At 51.8% G+C, this 17,925-nt stretch carries 15 protein-coding genes; 2 read left to right on the forward strand and 13 right to left on the reverse strand.

Going from position 1 to position 17,925, the window contains the following annotated elements; genetic code table 11:
- Window positions 1-16 precede the first annotated feature (16 nt).
- The 5 genes from H6X83_RS13745 to leuC all read right to left on the reverse strand — a co-directional run bounded on the left by H6X83_RS13745 (window position 17) and on the right by leuC (window position 5,823).
- Entirely contained in the window at window positions 17-1,432 is a 1,416-nt protein-coding gene (locus tag H6X83_RS13745; RefSeq protein WP_212507016.1) for a S1C family serine protease, read from the reverse strand.
- Window positions 1,433-1,462: 30 nt separating this feature from the next.
- Window positions 1,463-3,058: a sensor histidine kinase gene (locus H6X83_RS13750; protein WP_246419310.1), complete on the reverse strand. Its 1,596-nt coding sequence runs from the start codon at window positions 3,056-3,058 to the stop codon at window positions 1,463-1,465.
- An 8-nt stretch (window positions 3,059-3,066) separates the two neighbouring features.
- Window positions 3,067-3,756 (reverse strand): response regulator transcription factor, encoded by a 690-nt coding sequence (locus H6X83_RS13755; protein WP_212507018.1) that lies wholly within the window; start codon window positions 3,754-3,756, stop codon window positions 3,067-3,069.
- A 309-nt stretch (window positions 3,757-4,065) separates the two neighbouring features.
- On the reverse strand, window positions 4,066-4,548 hold the full coding sequence (gene leuD / locus H6X83_RS13760; RefSeq protein WP_212507019.1) for a 3-isopropylmalate dehydratase small subunit: 483 nt from the start codon (window positions 4,546-4,548) through the stop codon (window positions 4,066-4,068).
- A gap of 15 nt (window positions 4,549-4,563) precedes the next feature.
- Window positions 4,564-5,823, reverse strand: a complete 1,260-nt coding sequence (gene leuC / locus H6X83_RS13765; RefSeq protein ID WP_212507020.1) for a 3-isopropylmalate dehydratase large subunit — start codon at window positions 5,821-5,823, stop codon at window positions 4,564-4,566.
- Window positions 5,824-5,953: 130 nt separating this feature from the next.
- On the opposite strand from leuC, the gene H6X83_RS13770 reads away from it, so the two are divergent.
- A complete protein-coding gene (locus tag H6X83_RS13770; protein WP_212507021.1) occupies window positions 5,954-6,589 on the forward strand; it encodes a Crp/Fnr family transcriptional regulator in 636 nt (211 codons plus the stop codon).
- 118 nt (window positions 6,590-6,707) lie between these two features.
- Here H6X83_RS13770 and H6X83_RS13775 read toward each other — a convergent pair whose 3' ends face one another.
- From H6X83_RS13775 to hemW, 8 genes are all read right to left on the reverse strand, one after another.
- Entirely contained in the window at window positions 6,708-7,364 is a 657-nt protein-coding gene (locus H6X83_RS13775; protein ID WP_212507022.1) for a hypothetical protein, read from the reverse strand.
- Between the two features lie 4 nt (window positions 7,365-7,368).
- On the reverse strand, window positions 7,369-8,868 hold the full coding sequence (gene lysS, locus H6X83_RS13780; protein ID WP_212507023.1) for a lysine--tRNA ligase: 1,500 nt from the start codon (window positions 8,866-8,868) through the stop codon (window positions 7,369-7,371).
- A 149-nt stretch (window positions 8,869-9,017) separates the two neighbouring features.
- Window positions 9,018-9,503 (reverse strand): transcription elongation factor GreA, encoded by a 486-nt coding sequence (gene greA, locus H6X83_RS13785; protein ID WP_212507024.1) that lies wholly within the window; start codon window positions 9,501-9,503, stop codon window positions 9,018-9,020.
- A 159-nt stretch (window positions 9,504-9,662) separates the two neighbouring features.
- Window positions 9,663-10,820: a molecular chaperone DnaJ gene (dnaJ, locus tag H6X83_RS13790; protein WP_212507025.1), complete on the reverse strand. Its 1,158-nt coding sequence runs from the start codon at window positions 10,818-10,820 to the stop codon at window positions 9,663-9,665.
- 212 nt (window positions 10,821-11,032) lie between these two features.
- On the reverse strand, window positions 11,033-12,895 hold the full coding sequence (dnaK, locus tag H6X83_RS13795) for a molecular chaperone DnaK (RefSeq protein WP_212507026.1): 1,863 nt from the start codon (window positions 12,893-12,895) through the stop codon (window positions 11,033-11,035).
- 72 nt (window positions 12,896-12,967) lie between these two features.
- The gene (grpE, locus tag H6X83_RS13800) at window positions 12,968-13,573 is read right to left on the reverse strand and encodes a nucleotide exchange factor GrpE (RefSeq protein ID WP_212507027.1); all 606 of its coding nucleotides are present in this window, start codon (window positions 13,571-13,573) and stop codon (window positions 12,968-12,970) included.
- Between the two features lie 69 nt (window positions 13,574-13,642).
- A complete protein-coding gene (gene hrcA, locus H6X83_RS13805) occupies window positions 13,643-14,668 on the reverse strand; it encodes a heat-inducible transcriptional repressor HrcA (RefSeq protein WP_212507028.1) in 1,026 nt (341 codons plus the stop codon).
- Between the two features lie 104 nt (window positions 14,669-14,772).
- Window positions 14,773-15,912, reverse strand: coding sequence for a radical SAM family heme chaperone HemW (gene hemW / locus H6X83_RS13810; protein WP_212507029.1), 1,140 nt, complete (start codon window positions 15,910-15,912; stop codon window positions 14,773-14,775).
- Window positions 15,913-16,078: 166 nt separating this feature from the next.
- Here hemW and lepA point away from each other — a divergent pair, with 166 nt between their 5' ends.
- Entirely contained in the window at window positions 16,079-17,887 is a 1,809-nt protein-coding gene (lepA, locus tag H6X83_RS13815; protein WP_212507030.1) for a translation elongation factor 4, read from the forward strand.
- Window positions 17,888-17,925: the final 38 nt, after the last annotated feature.

Raw genomic sequence — 17,925 nt, forward strand, 5'->3', positions numbered from 1 at the left:
TCTCTAAGCCGTTGCTTTACGGCTGCGAAACAGTTTTCTGCGTTTCGCCTTTATCCTCCAACAGCTTGATTTTAACCTGCAGTGTCTTTGCTTTTTTCGTGGAATAAACCTTGGCTGGAACCTCATCCCCCGGTTTGTACTTGGAAAGGATTCCGGTCAGGTCGTCCAGTGCAGTGATTTTTTTACCGTCTATCTCATACAGGATGTCGTCTTTCTGCACACCGCTGCCATTGAGCGAACTTTCCTGGTCAATCGAAATGATCTGCACGCCGCCGGAAATTTGCAGCATTGCCGCCTCATAGGACGGCACAACCCGGCAAATGATTCCAAGCCGAGTCCGGCCCTGCACATAGCCCTTCTGTATCAGTTGATTAATAATGCTGACCGCCTTGCTCATAGGGATTGCAAAGCCCATGCCCTCGTAGCCGGTCGTTACGATTTTGCAGGAATTGATACCCACTACCTGACCGTATAAATTACAGAGCGGCCCGCCGGAGTTGCCGGGATTGATTGCCGCATCTGTCTGAATATAAGTCATGCCGTTATCGCTGTGCCCCGCAATCGGTCGGTTCAGTGCAGAAACGTAGCCGCCCGTCAGGCTGTTGCTGTAGTTCATACCGTCCGGATTGCCGATTGCCAGCACCTGTTCCCCGACTTTCAATTCTTCTGCTTCTCCGAAAGCCGCCGCTGTCAAGCCGGTCGCGCTGATTTTCAGCACTGCAAGGTCACTGGTTTTATCGTATCCCAAAATGCGTGCATCGTACTGCTTGCTGTCCGAAAGGATTACTGTAACAGTCGTACTGTTCGTATTCCCAATGACATGTGAGTTTGTCAGAATCACGCCGTCGCTGCTGGCAACAATGCCGGTTCCCTGACTTTCACTCGGCTTTCCATTGGCAGCAGGAATATTGGCCAGCACACCCACCACACTGGGGCTGACTTTTGTGAAAACGGTTTCCGGTGTAAGCGTACTTCCTGCCTTTTTCTGTAAGGTAATTATGCTGTTCGTTTTCTCACCGTTGTTCGGTATCACATCTTTTGCGCGGGAAACCGTAGTTTCCGAACTGTCGGATGGCTCCTGTGATTCACTGCTCCCAAAGTCTTCACTCTGTCTGGCATCATGAATACCAAATCCAATCATCATGCCAACCAGTATCACCAGTAAGGCCAGCAAGATACCAATCAGTACTTTAATCCCTTTGCTCAGCGGTTTGCGCCGGTACGGCACCGCCGGATTTCGATAACTTACCGGCGGCCGCCCTGCCGGTAAGTTATCCTGTGCGTTCTGCTGCAGTTGAGGCGGAACTTTTTCACCGCTCTGCCGGCTGCCATCCGGATACCACTCCTCCGGCTGATACGCCGGCTGTTTCGGTGCTCCGCTTTCCTGTGGATTCTCAGCCGGGCTGCCCTGCTGCGGATCTTTTTCCTCCATCCAGTATTCCCCCTGTTTTCAAGCGGCTTTTCAGGAACCGCTTTTCCTGTCCTGCTTATCCGCTGTTTTTTCAGCAGCATCCCGCTGCGGAGCTTCCTGTCGCTTTGCTTTCGGCGGTTCCACCACTTCCGCGCAGACGGTCGTGGTGGGCATCTGTGATTCCGGTGACTGCGGAATTTCCCGCGGCAGCCAGAAAGAAAATTCACAGTACCTGCCCACAACCGAGTTTGCCGTAATCTCACCGCCGTGCTGCTGAATGATCGTTTTTACGATATACAGGCCCAGCCCCATGCCGGTTTTATCCTTGCTGCGTGATTTGTCCGTTTTGTAAAAGCGGTCAAAAATCTGTGTGATTTCTTCCGGTGCAATTCCCTCGCCGCTGTTGCGAATCGTCACGGTGGTACGCGCGGGCTGGTCCCCAATCATCACCTGAATGTAGCCGGTTTCATTTGTAAACTTGACCGCATTCTCCACCAGATTGTATACCACCTGATGAATCATATCCGGGTCACCATCCACAAACACAGGATGTGTGTCCTCCAGCCCTCTGACCTCGATTCTTTTAGATTCAATCGGTTTTTCAAAGCTAAGCATCGTTGTCAGCACGGTTTCTGTAATGTCAAAACGGGCGGGGCGCAGTTTCAGTTCGCCGTTGTCAATACGGGAAAGGTCCAGCATTGTTTTCACTAAGCGGGAAAGCCGCTTGACCTCTTCGGCAACAATGTGCAGGTAATGCGCCTGTTTTTCCTCCGGAATCGTGCCGTCCAAAATTCCGTCGATAAATCCGGCAATCGTCGTCATCGGCGTTTTTAATTCGTGCGAAACATTTGCAATAAAATTTCGCCGTGTATATTCACTGCTTGCCAAAGAATCAGCCATATTGTTGAATGCCAGCGCCAGTTCCCCAATTTCATCGCGGCTTGTTACCGGCACCCGCGTGCTGAAGTTGCCGTCGCCGAAATTGCGCGCCGCGCCCGCCATAATTCGCAGGGGACGCACCATATTGTAAGAAAACACCCACACCATGCAGAAGCTGATTGCAAAAGCCGCCAGTGAAGCAAACAGGAACATACGGAAAATATCCTTGCGGTACTCCACCAGACTGCGCGCGGCAACGCTGGTGAAAACAGCCCCAACCACCTGTGTCTTGTTGGAAATCTGAGCGGTTACCGGCACCCCAACTACATAGCAGGGTGCATCGTACACCCCGCCCAGCAGCGTCTGATCATCATACACCCCGCTTAAAGCTTTTTCCATAATGTTCTTGGGAATCATTTTGTCCGTATGCAGGGTTCCGTCAATCCCCTGGGCATCCAAAATGATTTTTCCCTCTGTGTTGACAATAAAAATGTCGCTGGAATTGTTGCGGCTCAGCGCCGGCAAAAACTTTCCCATGCCCTCTGTGTCCATGGAAAGTTCCCCGCTCATGCTCAGGGACATACTGCGGGATACAATATCAGAAACACTCAGGGCGTTCTTTTCCAGTCCATCCCGTTTTTCGTGCTTCCAGTTGCTGTTAAAGGACAGCAGCATCACCAGCCCCAGAATGCAGAAGCTGACAAGGATTGTTATCAGCGTCATGGTCAGGTATTTTCTGAACAGTGTCTTTTTTCTTGCTTTTTTCAAAATACCACTCATTCTTTTACTTCAAATTTATAGCCGACTCCCCACACTGTTTTCAGCGCCCACTGGTCAGAAACGCCCTCCAGCTTTTCACGCAGACGCTTCACATGCACATCCACGGTACGGCTGTCGCCGTAGTAATCAAATCCCCAAACCTCGTCCAAAAGCTGGTCGCGGGTAAACACCCGGTTGGGGTTGCTTGCCAGGTGATAGATCAGTTCCATTTCTTTAGGCGGCGTGTCCACTGCCTTGCCGTTAACTTTCAGCTCATAATTTGTCAGGTTGATGGAAAGCTTGTCATAGTGTACTTCTTTCACGGCTTCGCTGCCGGATTTGCCCATGCGGCGCAGCACTGCCTTAATCCGTGCCACTACTTCTTTCGCTTCAAAAGGCTTGACCACATAATCGTCAGCCCCAAGCTCCAGCCCCAGCACCTTATCAAAAACTTCGCCCTTTGCGGTCAGCATAATAATCGGGCACTGGCTCTTTTTGCGGATTTCACGGCACACCTGCCAGCCGTCCAGTTCCGGCAGCATAATATCCAGCATAATTAAATCCGGATTCTGCGCATCAAACAGTTCCAATGCCTTGCGTCCGTCATTCGCGATTACAACCTCAAATCCCTCTTTTTCGATATACAAACGAAGCAGTTCACAAATGTTTTGGTCGTCATCTACAACCAAAATTTTTCCTTGTGACATGCAAAGCCCTCCTTTAAGTACAAATATACAGTGTTATTATAATTTATTCCATCTGTCAAATGATGAATATTCTATTAAGGAAGCGCCATTCTGCCTGATTTTTGTTTGATTTCACTCAGCAGCCGTGCAGATTCCGCCTAAATAGAAAAGCAAATCCAAAACCCATCATTCATAATTGTTTATCTGATTTTATCACGCCCGCTTCTGCACTGCAATTTTTTTCATATTCAAACAGCGAAAGCCGCCGTTTCCCCAACAGAAACAGCGGCTTTCGCTTGATTGTGTGTGTAACAGATTCAACCAGAAGTCTTATTTTTGCAGGCTGTTCAGCAGCCCGCCTTTATCAATGATATTTTGAATAAATGGCGGAAACGGCTCTGCATGGAATTTTTTTCCTGTTGTTAAGTCGGTAATCAGACCGGTGTCAAAGTCCACCTGCACTTCATCGCCGTTTTCAAGTGCAAGCGCTGCTTCTTCGCATTCCAGGATCGGCAGGCCGATATTAATGGAGTTGCGGTAAAAAATGCGTGCAAACGTGCTTGCAATCACACAGGAAACACCGCTTGCCTGAATGGCAATGGGTGCATGCTCACGGGAGGAACCACAGCCAAAATTCTTGTGTGCCACAATAATGTCGCCGGGTTTTACATTTTTTACAAAGTTCTTATCGATATCTTCCATGCAGTGCTGTGCCAGTTCTTCGTGAGAAGAAGTGTTCAGGTAGCGCGCCGGAATAATCACATCAGTGTCAACGTTGTCCCCGTACTTGTGTACTTTCCCTTTTGCAAACATCTGTTTTCTCCTCCCTTACAGTTTTTCCGGATCTGTCAGAACACCGGTTACCGCACTGGCTGCCGCCACTGCCGGACTTGCCAGGTAAACTTCGCTCTCCACGTGTCCCATGCGGCCAACAAAGTTGCGGTTCGTTGTGGAAACTGCACGTTCGCCCTTACCAAGAATGCCCATGTAGCCGCCAAGGCACGGTCCGCAGGTCGGTGTGCTTACCACCGCGCCCGCTTCTACAAAGATTTCTGTCAGACCCTCGCGAATACACTGCAGGTAAATCTGCTGTGTCGCCGGAATGACGATACAGCGCACGCCGTCCGCAATTTTCCGGTCTTTCAAGATTCTTGCCGCAACGCGCATATCTTCAATACGTCCGTTGGTGCAGGAGCCAATCACTGCCTGGTCGATTTTTACCCCTGCCGCTTCGTCAATCGTCTTGGTGTTTTCCGGCAGATGCGGGAAACTGACCGTCGGCCGCAGTGCGGCAAGGTCAATCTCCACGGTGCGTTCATACTCCGCGTCCGGGTCGGCTTCGTAAACCTTTACTTCACGCTGGAAGCGTCCCTTTTCATAGGCAAGTGTTTTTTCATCCACCGGGAAAATCCCGTTCTTTGCACCGGCTTCAATCGCCATATTCGCAATGCACAGGCGGTCTTCTACAGAAAGCGCCGCAACGCCCTCACCGGTAAACTCCAGTGATTTGTAAAGCGCACCGTCCACACCGATTTCGCCAATCAAATGCAGAATAACATCCTTGCCGCTGACCCAGCCGGTCGGCTTGCCTTTCAGCACGACCTTGATTGCCGCAGGCACCTTGAACCAAGCTTTTCCGGAAATCATACCGGCGGCCATGTCTGTGCTGCCAACACCGGTTGAAAAAGCACCAAGTGCGCCGTAAGTACAGGTATGGCTGTCTGCGCCGATAATACAGTCGCCGGGGCCAACCAGTCCCTGCTCCGGCAGCAGTGCATGTTCAATGCCCATGCGCCCCACGTCAAAGAAATTCTGGATGTTGTATTTACCGGCAAAGCCGCGCGTCTGGCGGCACTGCTCTGCCGCCTTAATGTCCTTGTTCGGCACAAAATGGTCTAACACCAGCGCAATGCGTGAGTTGTCAAACACACTGCTGGCACCGCATTTTTCAAACTCATTGATTGCAACCGGGCTGGTAATGTCATTTCCGAGCACCAAATCCAGCTTTGCTTCAATCAACTGGCCGGCTTTTACACTGGAAAGTCCGGCGTGCGCCGCCAGGATCTTCTGTGTCATGGTCATTCCCATACAAAATGCCTCCTGTCTTATTTCGTTGGATTTATTATCCCACAGATTATTTACAAAGAATGTAAACCATGTTACAATTTCAATAGAACTTCAATTCTGCGGTTCAAATGATTCTTTTGGAGGGAAATCTGTGGCGCACAATTTTCACTTTGTCGAGCCGGATTTCAGCTGGTCTTTTCTCGATGAAGGGCAGCCGTTTCGGCATTTCAGTTCGCATCAGCTGGTTTATCTGCAGGGTGAAACGGACGATTGTTTTTACTACCTGAAAAAAGGCCGTGTCTGTATTTTCCTGATTTCCGACGAAGGCGACGAAAAAACCGTCACCTTCCGTGAAAGCGGATCTATTTTCGGCGAGGCAGCTTTTTTCGACGGCAAACCGCGCACAACCTCCGCCAGAACCATTACCGACTGTCAAATCGTCAGCATTGGCCGTGCAGAACTGACTTCTCTTTTTCGTCAGGATCCATCCCTCGCTCTGCAGATGCTGCAGGTGCTTGCAAAAACCGTTCGCATGCTTTCCGGTCAGCTGGATACCATGTCGTTTCTTTCTGCCGACCGGCGTATCGCCGGCATTCTTGTTTCCCTTGCCAATACGGAACACACTGTCCACAATTCGCAGGAAGAACTCGGCAACCTTGCCGGCGTGACCCGCATTACGGTAAACCGTGTGCTGCATTCGTTTGCGGAAAAGGGGTGGCTGACACTGCAGTACCGCAGTGTGACCCTGCTGGACCCCGCTGCCCTGACTGCTTTTGCAAAAGAATAGCAGGGCAGCTGCCTGCTGCCCTTTCAGCAACGTTTATATTTCACGCCGCCTTCCCTCCAAACACAAAAGTCCGGACAGACTGAAAGCTGTATTTGCTTTCCACCTGTCCGGACTTTTTTCAGGATGCCTTGGAAGCTGTTTTCGCGCTCATTGCGTTCTCATAGATTTCCTTGCTCGCATCCCAGTATTTTTTATGCTCCGTGTACTTCTTGTCGCTTTCCTTGTCCAGTACACGCATGTTAACAGTAAAGCTGTAGCCGTCGTACTTCATGACACTCGGCATTGGCATCTTTACATTGGAAGAGTCCCAGCCTTCCTGCTGCTGGATATAATCATACCCTTTGCTGTCACAGATAAACATCATGTCGCTGTAAGTTGTAAAATCCCCCATCAGCCGCGTGACACTTGCCGCTGTGATCTGCGCATTGGAGTTTTCACCGCCCAGCGCATAATTGCTGATCTGCACAACCACCTTGCCGTCGCCGTTGCGGTCTTTTGCGCCGAGCTGCAGCTTGTTTTCCATATCCTGAACAACATTTTCGGGAACATCATATTCCGTGATCAGGCCAATCTGATAGTCCGGTTCCACCTTTGACGCAAAGTCATAAATGATGAATCCCAGCAAAATTGCCGCCACTACACCAATCAGAATATGCCACTTGTGGTAATACCAAAAGTTCTGCCGTTTCTCTTTTGGTGTCTGCGGCGTATGCTCCAGCTTCTCACTATGAATGGTTTCCTCTCCCTGATGAACCAGATACCGTTCGCGTGCCATAAACTCACTCCTTCGGCTTCATGGTCGGGAACAGCAGCACATCGCGGATTGCTTCTGCACCGGTCAGCGTCATTACCAGACGGTCAACACCAATTCCCAGTCCGCCGGTCGGCGGCATGCCGTATTCCAATGCGGTCAGGAAGTCTTCGTCCACATCGCAGGCCTCGTCATCGCCGGCGGCCTTTGCGGCTGCCTGCGCTTCAAAGCGCTCGCGCTGGTCAATCGGGTCATTCAGTTCGGAGAAGGCATTTGCGTGCTCTGTACCGCAGATGAACAGCTCAAACCGCTCTGTATAGCGCGGGTCCTTCGGGTCCTTCTTTGCCAGCGGAGAGATATCCGTTGGGTGGCCGGTCAGGAACGTCGGCTGAACCAACTTGTCTTCGCAGTACTCGTCAAAGAACAGGTTCATAATGTCGCCCATCTTGTGGCGGTCCAAGACCTGCAGATGGTGTTCCTTGGCGCAGGCGCGTGCCTCATCCAGCGACTTAAAGTCATCAAAATCCACACCCGCGTACTGCTTCACAGCGTCCTTCATGCTGATGCGTGCAAAGGGCTGTGCAAAGTCCACATCCACACCGTGTACAACCACCTTGGTTGTACCCAGCACCTTAGTTGCCACCGTGCGAATCAGGTTTTCGGTCAAGTCCATCATTCCGTTGATGTCCGTATATGCCTGATACAGTTCCAATTCCGTAAATTCCGGATTGTGGCGGGTATCCATGCCCTCGTTGCGGAAAACACGGCCAATCTCATACACACGCTCAAAGCCGCCGACAATCAGCCGCTTCAGGTACAGCTCCAGCGCAATGCGCAGGTACAAATCCATATCCAGCGTGTTGTGGTGTGTGATGAACGGACGTGCGGAAGCACCGCCGGCAATGGTGTGCAGCACCGGTGTTTCCACTTCCAGGAACTGCTCGTCATCCAGAAATTTGCGGATTTCAGAAATAATCTGCGTGCGCTTTACAAATGTATCCCGCACTTCCGGGTTCACAATCAGGTCAAGATAGCGCTGGCGGTAGCGGGTATCTGTGTTGGTCAAACCGTGAAATTTCTCCGGCAGGGGCAGCAGGCTCTTACTCAGCAGCTGCGCGCCGGTAGCCTTAACGCTCACTTCACCGCGCTTGGTGCGGAATACATGGCCCTTAATGCCGATAATATCGCCGACATCCCAGTAGGACTTAAATTCCTTGTAGGTTTCCTCGCCCACTTCATCGATTCGGAAGTAAACCTGAATGCGGTCGGTTTTGTCTGCCACATCCAGAAAACTCGCTTTGCCCATCACACGGCGGCTCATCATGCGGCCGGCAATGCACACATCTTTGCCTTCCAGTTCCTCAAAATTTTCCTTGATTCCGGCGGCAAAGCTGTCCTGCGGCCAAGTTGTAACAGCAAACGGGTCTTTGCCGGCTTCACGCAGGGCGGCAAGCTTTTCGCGGCGAATGCGCTGCTGCTCGCCCAGGTCCTGCTCCGGCTGCGCCTGATTTTCCTTATTTTCACTCATGAATTGTTGATTCCTCCTAAATACTGACACTTTAAACATCCAAACAGCAAAACAGCTGCGAAAAAGCGGCAGACAGCGATGCAAAAACGCGCACCGGCTCCGCTTTGACGCAGACTGTCTGAAAAACACAGTTTTCGGCAGAAAACCGCTTATTTTACGATTTCAATGATTTCGTAAACTTTGGTTCCGGCAGGAACGTCAATTTCCACTTTTTCGCCCGGTGCATGTCCCAGCAGACCGGCACCAACCGCACTTTCGTCGCTGATGCATCCCATAATCGGGTCGGCTTCGCTGCTGCCCACGATTTTCAGCTGCAGTTCTTTGCCGTCTGTGCTGCCTGTGTCAGAAATCCGCACACGCACAGTGGAACCAATGTGGACGTGCGCACTGCCCAATTCGCTTTCGTCTATAATTTTGACGTCTTTGAGCATAGCCTCGACGTCCGCAATGCGGGCTTCCAAAATGGCCTGCTCATTTTTCGCCTCATCATATTCACTGTTTTCGGAAAGGTCGCCATAGCCCAGTGCCACTTTGATTTTTTCCGCAACTTCTTTACGTTTGACACCTTTCAGTTCTTCCAGCTCTTTTTCGAGCTTTTCAAGGCCTTCCTTGGTCAAAACTGTTTGTTTCTGCATGGTTTTACCACCTTTTCAGGGAGTATGGCTCCCGCGTTTAGATATACTTATTTATTATAATAAATTGTACAGGCAATGTCAATGTGCAGTATTTCACCAACAAAATCAAGAAGCAGGGATGCCTGCTGCATCGGCATCCCTGCTTCTATTATACGGAAATCACTCTCCGAATTTCTGTTTCAGTTTGTCAAAAAAGCCCTTGCGCTTCTGGTAGTTTTTCTCGCTGGTGCTGTCTTCAAACTTTTTCAGCAGTTCTTTCTGCTTCACAGTCAGATTTTTCGGCACTTCCAGCACCATACGCACATACTGATCACCGCAGCCGCGTCCGCCCAGCTTGGTAATGCCCTTGCCTTTCAGCTTAAAGACATCGCCGGGCTGTGTACCCTCACGCACCTGATAACTGACTTTGCCGTCCAGCGTCGGCACCACCACTTCACCGCCCAAAGCGGCCTGTGTAAATGTAATCGGCATATCGCACCAAATGTCGTTTCCTCTACGCTCAAAGAGTGGGTGCGGGCGTACATTCACCAGCAAATGCAGGTCACCGGCGGGGCCGCCGTTAACACCGGCATTACCCTGACCCGGCACGTTCAAAATCTGCCTGTCGTCAATACCAGCCGGCACATTGATTTCCACCGTCTTCTTCTTGCGCACGTGGCCGGTGCCGCGGCAGGTTGGGCACGGTGTTTCAATCACCTTGCCGGTGCCGCCGCAGTGGTCGCAGGCGCGGGTTGTCTGCACAACCCCCATAAAGGTGTTCTGTGTTACGCGCACCTGGCCGGTGCCACCGCACACCGTACAAATTTTTGCGCTGGTTCCGGCCTTTGCGCCGCTGCCGTGGCAGTCCGGGCATTCTTCCACCTTGTCATAGGAAATCGTCTTGCGGCAGCCCTTTGCTGCTTCCTCAAATTCGATCACCAGTGCCGCTTCCGCATCCGCTCCGCGGCGCGGGGCATTCGGGTTGGAACGCCGGCCGCCGCCGAACCCGCCAAACGGGCTTCCGCCGCCGAAAAATGTATCAAAAATATCGCCGAAGTCCATGTCGCCGCCAAACGGGTTTCCACCCGTCGCGCCGCCGCCAAAGTTCGGGTCAACGCCCGCGTGGCCAAACTGGTCGTAGCGTGCGCGTTTCTCCTTATCGGAAAGGACTTCATATGCTTCATTGAGTTCTTTGAATTTTTCCTCGGCAGTTTTGTCGCCGGGGTGCAGGTCCGGGTGATATTTTTTAGCGAGCTTACGGTATGCCTTTTTTATTTCGTCCTCCGAGGCATTCTTCGGCACGCCCATTACTTCATAGTAATCCTTTTTGTCCGCCATAAAATTCCTCCTCACAGGACATAATTTTCTTTTTCCATAAATAATTTCACAAATCCGCGGCGTACTGCCGGGCAATTTTTAAGGATACTAGCGTTTGCAGGGAAAGTCAAGGGAAACCGCCCGCTCAGCACTTTTCCAAGTCCTGATAGGACAACAGGGGCCTCGCTAGAAGCCCCTGCTGCACTTTCCTGCTATTCTGAAAATCATCAGGCTTATTTCTTTTCGTCCTTGTCATCAACGTCCTTGTACTCGGCGTCATAAACCGGGTTGCCGTTTGCGTCGGTTGCCGGGCCGTCTGCCGGAGTGCCGTTCTGCGCCGCATCCTGTGCGCCGCCCTGCGGGGCGTTTGCCTTGTACAGCTTCTCACTGATGGAGAACATGGTCTTCTGCAGCTCTTCGGACTTTGCCTTAACGTCTGCAAGGTCAGTACCCTTGTTTGCTTCCTTTACAGCATTAATCTTGGTTTCCAGTTCGCTCTTGTCGGCCGCGTCAATCTTGTCGCCGCTGTCGGAAATCAGCTTTTCCGCTGTGTAAACCATCTGCTCCGCGCTGTTCTTGGAGTCTACTTCCTCGCGGTGTTTCTTGTCTTCCTCAGCATATTTCTCTGCGTCCTTCACAGCCTTATCAATGTCGTCCTTGCTCATGTTGGAAGAGGAGGAAATGGTGATATGCTGCTCCTTGCCGGTGCCCATATCTTTTGCGGATACGTTTACAATACCGTTGGCATCAATATCAAAGGAAACTTCAATCTGAGGAATGCCGCGCGGTGCCGGTGCAATGCCGTCCAGCTTGAAGAGGCCCAGCTGTTTGTTGTCGCGTGCAAATTCACGTTCGCCCTGCAGCACGTTGATTTCCACCTGTGTCTGGCCGTCTGCAGCGGTGGAGAAGACCTGGCTCTTCTTGGTCGGGATGGTGGTGTTGCGCTCAATGACTTTTGTCATTACACCGCCCATGGTTTCAACGCCCAGAGAAAGCGGAGTAACATCCAGTAGCAGCAGGCCTTCCACTTCGCCGCCAAGTACACCGGCCTGCAGTGCAGCGCCGATTGCAACGCATTCATCCGGGTTGATGCCCTTGAAGGGGTCTTTTCCGGTTGCTTTCTTAACTGCATCCTGTACAGCAGGCATGCGGGAGGAGCCGCCAACCATCAGTACTTTGTTGATTTCGTTGAAGGAAAGTCCTGCGTCCTTCATTGCCTGCTGTACCGGGCCCATAGTCTTTTCCACGAGGTCTGCGGTCAGTTCGTCAAACTTTGCGCGGGTCAGGGTCAGGTCCAGGTGCTTCGGGCCGGTTGCGTCCGCGGTAATAAACGGCAGATTAATCTGTGTGCTGGTCATGCCGGAAAGTTCAATCTTCGCTTTTTCAGCTGCTTCTTTCAGGCGCTGAACCGCCATCTTGTCGCCGGAAAGGTCAATGCCGTTTTCTTTCTTGAATTCGCCGACCATCCAGTCCATCACGCGCTTATCGAAATCATCGCCGCCCAAACGGTTGTTGCCCGCGGTAGCCAAAACTTCCTGTACGCCGTCGCCCATTTCAATGATGGAAACATCGAATGTGCCGCCGCCAAGGTCGTAAACCATAACTTTTTGCTCTTCGCCCTTGTCAATGCCATAGGACAGAGCCGCGGCAGTCGGTTCGTTGATGATACGCTTTACATCCAGACCCGCAATCTTGCCGGCGTCCTTGGTTGCCTGACGCTGAGAGTCCGTGAAGTATGCAGGAACTGTAATAACCGCGCTGGAAACCGGCTCGCCCAAGTAAGCTTCTGCGTCTGCCTTCAGCTTCTGCAGAATCATGGCGCTAATTTCCTGCGGAGTGTACTGTTTGTCGTCAATTTTTACTTTAAAGTCAGAACCCATTTCACGCTTAATGGAAATAACGGTGCGCTCCGGATTTGCGATTGCCTGGCGCTTTGCCGCCTGACCAACAATACGCTCGCCGTCTTTCTTAAATGCAACCACAGAGGGGGTTGTGCGTGCACCCTCCGCGTTTGCAATAACGACCGGCTCGCCGCCCTCAATGACCGCAACGCAGGAGTTGGTTGTACCAAGGTCAATACCAATAGTTTTACTCATAGTTCGTACCTCCATTTTATTTTCAAAGTTTATTATTTCATGAAAAGAAGAGCGACTTGGAAAACTGGGCTGCTAGTTCGCAACCTGCACCATTGCGTGGCGCACCACCTTTTCGCCCAGCAGGTAGCCCTTTTGATAAACCTCTGCAATTACATTTTCGCCTAAATCTTCACTTTCTATGTGCGAAACTGCATTGTGGAACTGCGCATCAAACGGCTCGCCTTTTTCACCCATCGGCTTAACACCCAGCTTTTCCAGCGCTGCCGCCATCTGTTTCTCCACCATTTCAACACCTTTGCGCAGGTCTTCCACGGAGCAGTCTGCCTGGCTCAGCGCACGTTCCAAATTATCCGCCACCGGCAGGAACTCCTGCACCGCGTCCGCTGTTGCATTGGCATACAGCGCATTTTTTTCGCGCTCCGTACGCTTTCGGAAGTTGTCGTATTCTGCCGCGGTGCGCATCAGCAGATCTTTCTGTTTTGCTGCTTCCGACTTTGCAGCTTCCAAATCTTCTTTCAGTAAGTCTTCCTGTGATTTTTTCTTAGCCTTTTTTTCTTTTTTGTCCGCTTTCTTTTCTTCTTTTTGGGGCTGTTCCGTTTCCGGTGCGGCTTTGGCCTGTGCCTGTTCGGCAGTTTCCTTTTCCGTATCTTCTGTTTCTTTCTTTTCCTCGGTATTCAAAATTACACGTACCCCCTTTTCTTTTACAAGGTATATCGTAAGCGAAATCGCTTATAATCCATCTTTCTGCTACTGCAGGTCAATTAATTCTGTGAGCATTCTTCCCACACTGCGTGCCAGATAATCAAGGCTGCCAATCAGCTTCGGATAATCCATCCGCATCGGCCCCAGCACCGCAATGGCACCGGCGTCCTGCCCACGCACCGCATAGTGTGCGGTAATCAGGCCGGTATCCCGCAGTGCGGAAACACCGCTTTCCTGTCCGATGCAGACCCGCGTTCCTGCGCGTTCCAGCAGACGGTAAACCTCCTGCGGGCGGGAAAGATAGCGCATCATGCGGCGCAGGTTTTCCGCGTTGAACTCCGGGAAGAACAGCAGGTTGGTCTGCCCGTCCATACGCACATCGCTGCCCATTGCTTCGCGGGCAACGTCCTGCAGTGCCATCAGCGCACTGCTCATCAGCAGCGCCGCCTCTCCCATTGCCGCGCCCATGGTCTGGATATACGCCGGTGTAATGCTGCGCACTGGCTTTCCTGCCAGGCTCTCGTTAAACACACGGAAAAACACACGCAGGATTTCCGGCGTCAGTTCAAAGTCGCAGTGAAATACGCGGCTGTGCATCGTGCCGGAGCTTGTCATTAAAATCACCATTGCGGTCCGGCGGCTGGTCTGTACAAACTGGATGCCCGCCACCGCCGCGCTGCTTCCGCTCGGCGTGGTGGTAATCGCTGCCATATGCGTCAGCCCCGCCAGTGTGCGTGCCACACCGTCCAGCAATTTTTCGGGGTCATAGGCGCTCGGCAGCAGCAGTGCGTCAATGAAATGCCGTTCCTCCGGCGTTACCGGCGTGGGTGCCATCAATTCGTCAAGATACATCCGGTAACCCTTTTCGCTGGGCACCCGTCCGGCGGAGGTATGCGGCTGGTCCAGCAGCCCAACTGCCGCGAGGTCGCTCATTTCGTTGCGTACTGTGGCACTGGATACGGAAAAGTCAAGGCAGTCACACAAAACCTTGCTGCCAACCGGTTCACCGGAAACGGTGTACAGTTCAATGATGGCTTTCAGGATTTTCTGCTTGCGCGGTGTCAGTTCCACATCCTCACCCCTTTTGCGTTAGCACTCTGTGTGCACGAGTGCTAACTACAGTTATAAATGTACCATTACTTTACCCCGCTGTCAATAGGCTAATTGTAAATACATTATGAATTTCCGCATTCTTCGGGCACTTTCAGCATCTCTGCAAGCAGTGCGTTGCTTACCAAAAAGCCCTTTCTGGTAAATCGAATGTACTCCCTTGTTACCTCTGTAAGTCCTGCCACAGTGTATTTTTCTGCAATCTGGCGCATTTCCGCAGGTATACCATGTTGAAATTGCTTTTGACACTCCGCTTCGGTCAGTCCCGCCGTCAGCCGCAGGCGCAGCATGGCATACTCCGTAAAGGAACCCGCCGGAATTTCTTCGTCTGTTTCCGGCAAAGGTGCTTCTCCATCTAAAAAACCTTTCAAGGAACGCGGCCAGTAAAAGCGCTTGCCGCAAAAATAGGAATGTGCCGCCGGGCCAAGGCCCAAATATGGTTTCAGTTCCCAGTATTTCAGGTTGTGCCGGCTCTCCATTCCCGGCAGCGCAAAGTTGCTGATTTCATACTGCTGCAATCCGCCTGCTTCCAGTTGTTCGCAGGCAGTTTCATATAGTGCCGCGGCCTCGTCCTCATCCGGCAGGCAGAGCACCTGCCGCTGCTGCCAAAAGGCGGTATGCTCCTCCACCCGCAGCAGATAAGCAGAGAGGTGCGTGACACCCGCATTCAGGCAGAAAGCAATGCTGTTTTGCAGGCTTGCTTCGGTCTGTCCCGGCACTGCCAGCATCAAGTCAAGCGAAACGTTGTCGATTCCGGCAGCGTGTGCGTCCTGCACTGCCTGTGCTGCTTCTGCCGCGGTGTGCCGCCGCCCCAGTACGCGCAGTTCCGCATCATCTGCGCTCTGCAGCCCAAGGGAAACACGATTCACGCCCGCCTGCTTTACCTGCCGGAATAGTTCTTTCAAGGACTTGTCCGGATTGGCCTCCATTGTAATTTCCGCGTTTTTCAAGCTGAAATTCTCCTGCGCGGCTGTTAAAATCCGGCATAGCCGCTCTGCCCCAAGCAAACTGGGCGTGCCGCCGCCGAAGTAAAGTGTATCCGCCTGCAATCCGGGGAATTCCATTTTGTATTTTTTTATTGCGATTATTATACTTTTTGTATAGTTATCCATGCTTTCTGCAGTCCCGCTCATAGAAAAAAAGTCGCAGTAAGGGCATTTCCCATCACAAAATGGCACATGAATATAAAGTCCGATTGGTTCCATTTGCCTGCACTCCTTTGTTTTAGCTGTACAATTTTACAGATTAATACTTTATGTATAAATTAATTCTTTCCAACGGCTCTTTTGCATTTCATTGCTTTATGCTATACTATAAACAATATTTAACGGAAAATAAAGCGTAACCCATACAGGAAAGGGGAGCCCAATTTTGCATATTCCACGCGAACGAATTCGCAATTTCAGCATCATCGCGCACATTGACCATGGCAAGTCCACCCTTGCCGACCGTATTCTGGAGCAAACCAAGTCGGTGCCGCTGCGTGAAATGGAAAATCAGATTCTAGACGATATGGATTTGGAACGTGAGCGCGGCATTACCATTAAAGCACACGCGGTCACACTCGTCTACACCGCCAATGATGGTCTCGACTATGTTTTTAACCTGATTGACACCCCCGGCCACGTTGACTTTAACTATGAAGTCAGCCGTTCCCTTGCCGCCTGCGAGGGCGCCGTGCTGGTGGTGGATGCAAGCCAAGGCATCGAAGCACAGACGCTGGCAAACACCTACCTCGCCGTGGATGCCGGGCTGGAAGTTGTACCGGTCATTAACAAAATTGACCTGCCCAGTGCCGACCCGGAACGCGTCAAAAAGGAAATTGAAGACGTGATTGGTATTCCGGCAGAAGACGCACCCTGCATCAGCGCCAAAACCGGCCTGAACATTCCGGACGTCATGGAGCAGATTGTTCATCTCATTCCCCCGCCGCAGGGGGACAGTACAGCACCGCTTCAGGCACTTATTTTCGATTCTTACTACGATGCCTACAAAGGCGTTGTAGCGCATGTACGCCTTGTACAGGGTACTGTGCATACCGGCGACACCATTCATATGATGTCCACCGGCTGCAATTTCACCGTTGTGGAGTGCGGCTATATGCACGCCACTTCCTTTGAGCCTGCCGGTATTTTGGAAGCAGGCGAAGTCGGCTACATCACTGCGTCTATCAAAGCCGTTAAGGAAGCCCGCGTTGGCGACACCATCACGCTCGCCGACCGCCCCGCGGACAAAGCCCTGCCCGGCTACCGCGCCGCGCAGCCCATGGTGTTCTGCGGCATTTACCCCGCAGACGGTGCCAAATACCCCGATCTGCGGGATGCACTGGAAAAACTCCAGCTCAATGATGCCGCGCTTTCCTATGAACCGGAAACCAGCGTGGCACTCGGTTTTGGCTTCCGCTGCGGCTTCCTCGGCCTGCTGCACATGGAAATCATTCAGGAGCGGCTGGAGCGTGAATACAATCTCGACTTAGTCACCACCGCGCCAAGCGTTGTATATAAAATTACCCTGACCGACGGCACCATGCTGAAAATCGACAACCCGACCAACTATCCGGACCCTTCCACCATTGCGGAAGCAAAAGAACCGATTGCAAACGCGCATATCTACACACCAAGTGAGTACGTCGGCAACATCATGGATTTATGTCAGGAGCGCCGCGGTGTTTTCAAGGATATGCAGTATATTGACACTGACCGTGTAGATATTCATTATATCCTGCCCCTTAACGAAATTGTTTACGACTTTTTCGATGCACTGAAAAGCCGCACCCGTGGCTATGCCAGCTTTGACTACGAACTTTCCGGCTACGAAAAGAGCAACCTCGTCAAACTGGATATCATGATTAACGGTGAAGTGGTAGACGCACTGAGCTTTATCATTCACGCGGACAAGGCTTACTCCCGCGCACGCAAAATGGCAGAAAAGCTGAAAGACAAAATTCCGCGCCAGCTGTTTGAAGTGCCGATTCAGGCGTGCATCGGCGGACGCATTATCGCCCGCGAAACGGTAAAAGCCCTGCGCAAGGATGTGCTTGCAAAATGCTACGGCGGCGACATTTCCCGTAAGAAGAAGCTGCTGGAAAAGCAGAAAGAGGGCAAAAAGCGTATGCGTCAGGTAGGTTCTGTCGAACTCCCGCAGGACGCGTTCATGGCTGTGTTAAAGCTGGATGAATAAAACGAGGCCGCTGCAAAACGCTTTGCAGCGGCCTTTTT

The sequence above is a fragment of the Caproicibacterium amylolyticum genome, assembly GCF_014467055.1.
Taxonomy (GTDB): Bacteria; Bacillota; Clostridia; order Oscillospirales; family Acutalibacteraceae; genus Caproicibacterium; species Caproicibacterium amylolyticum.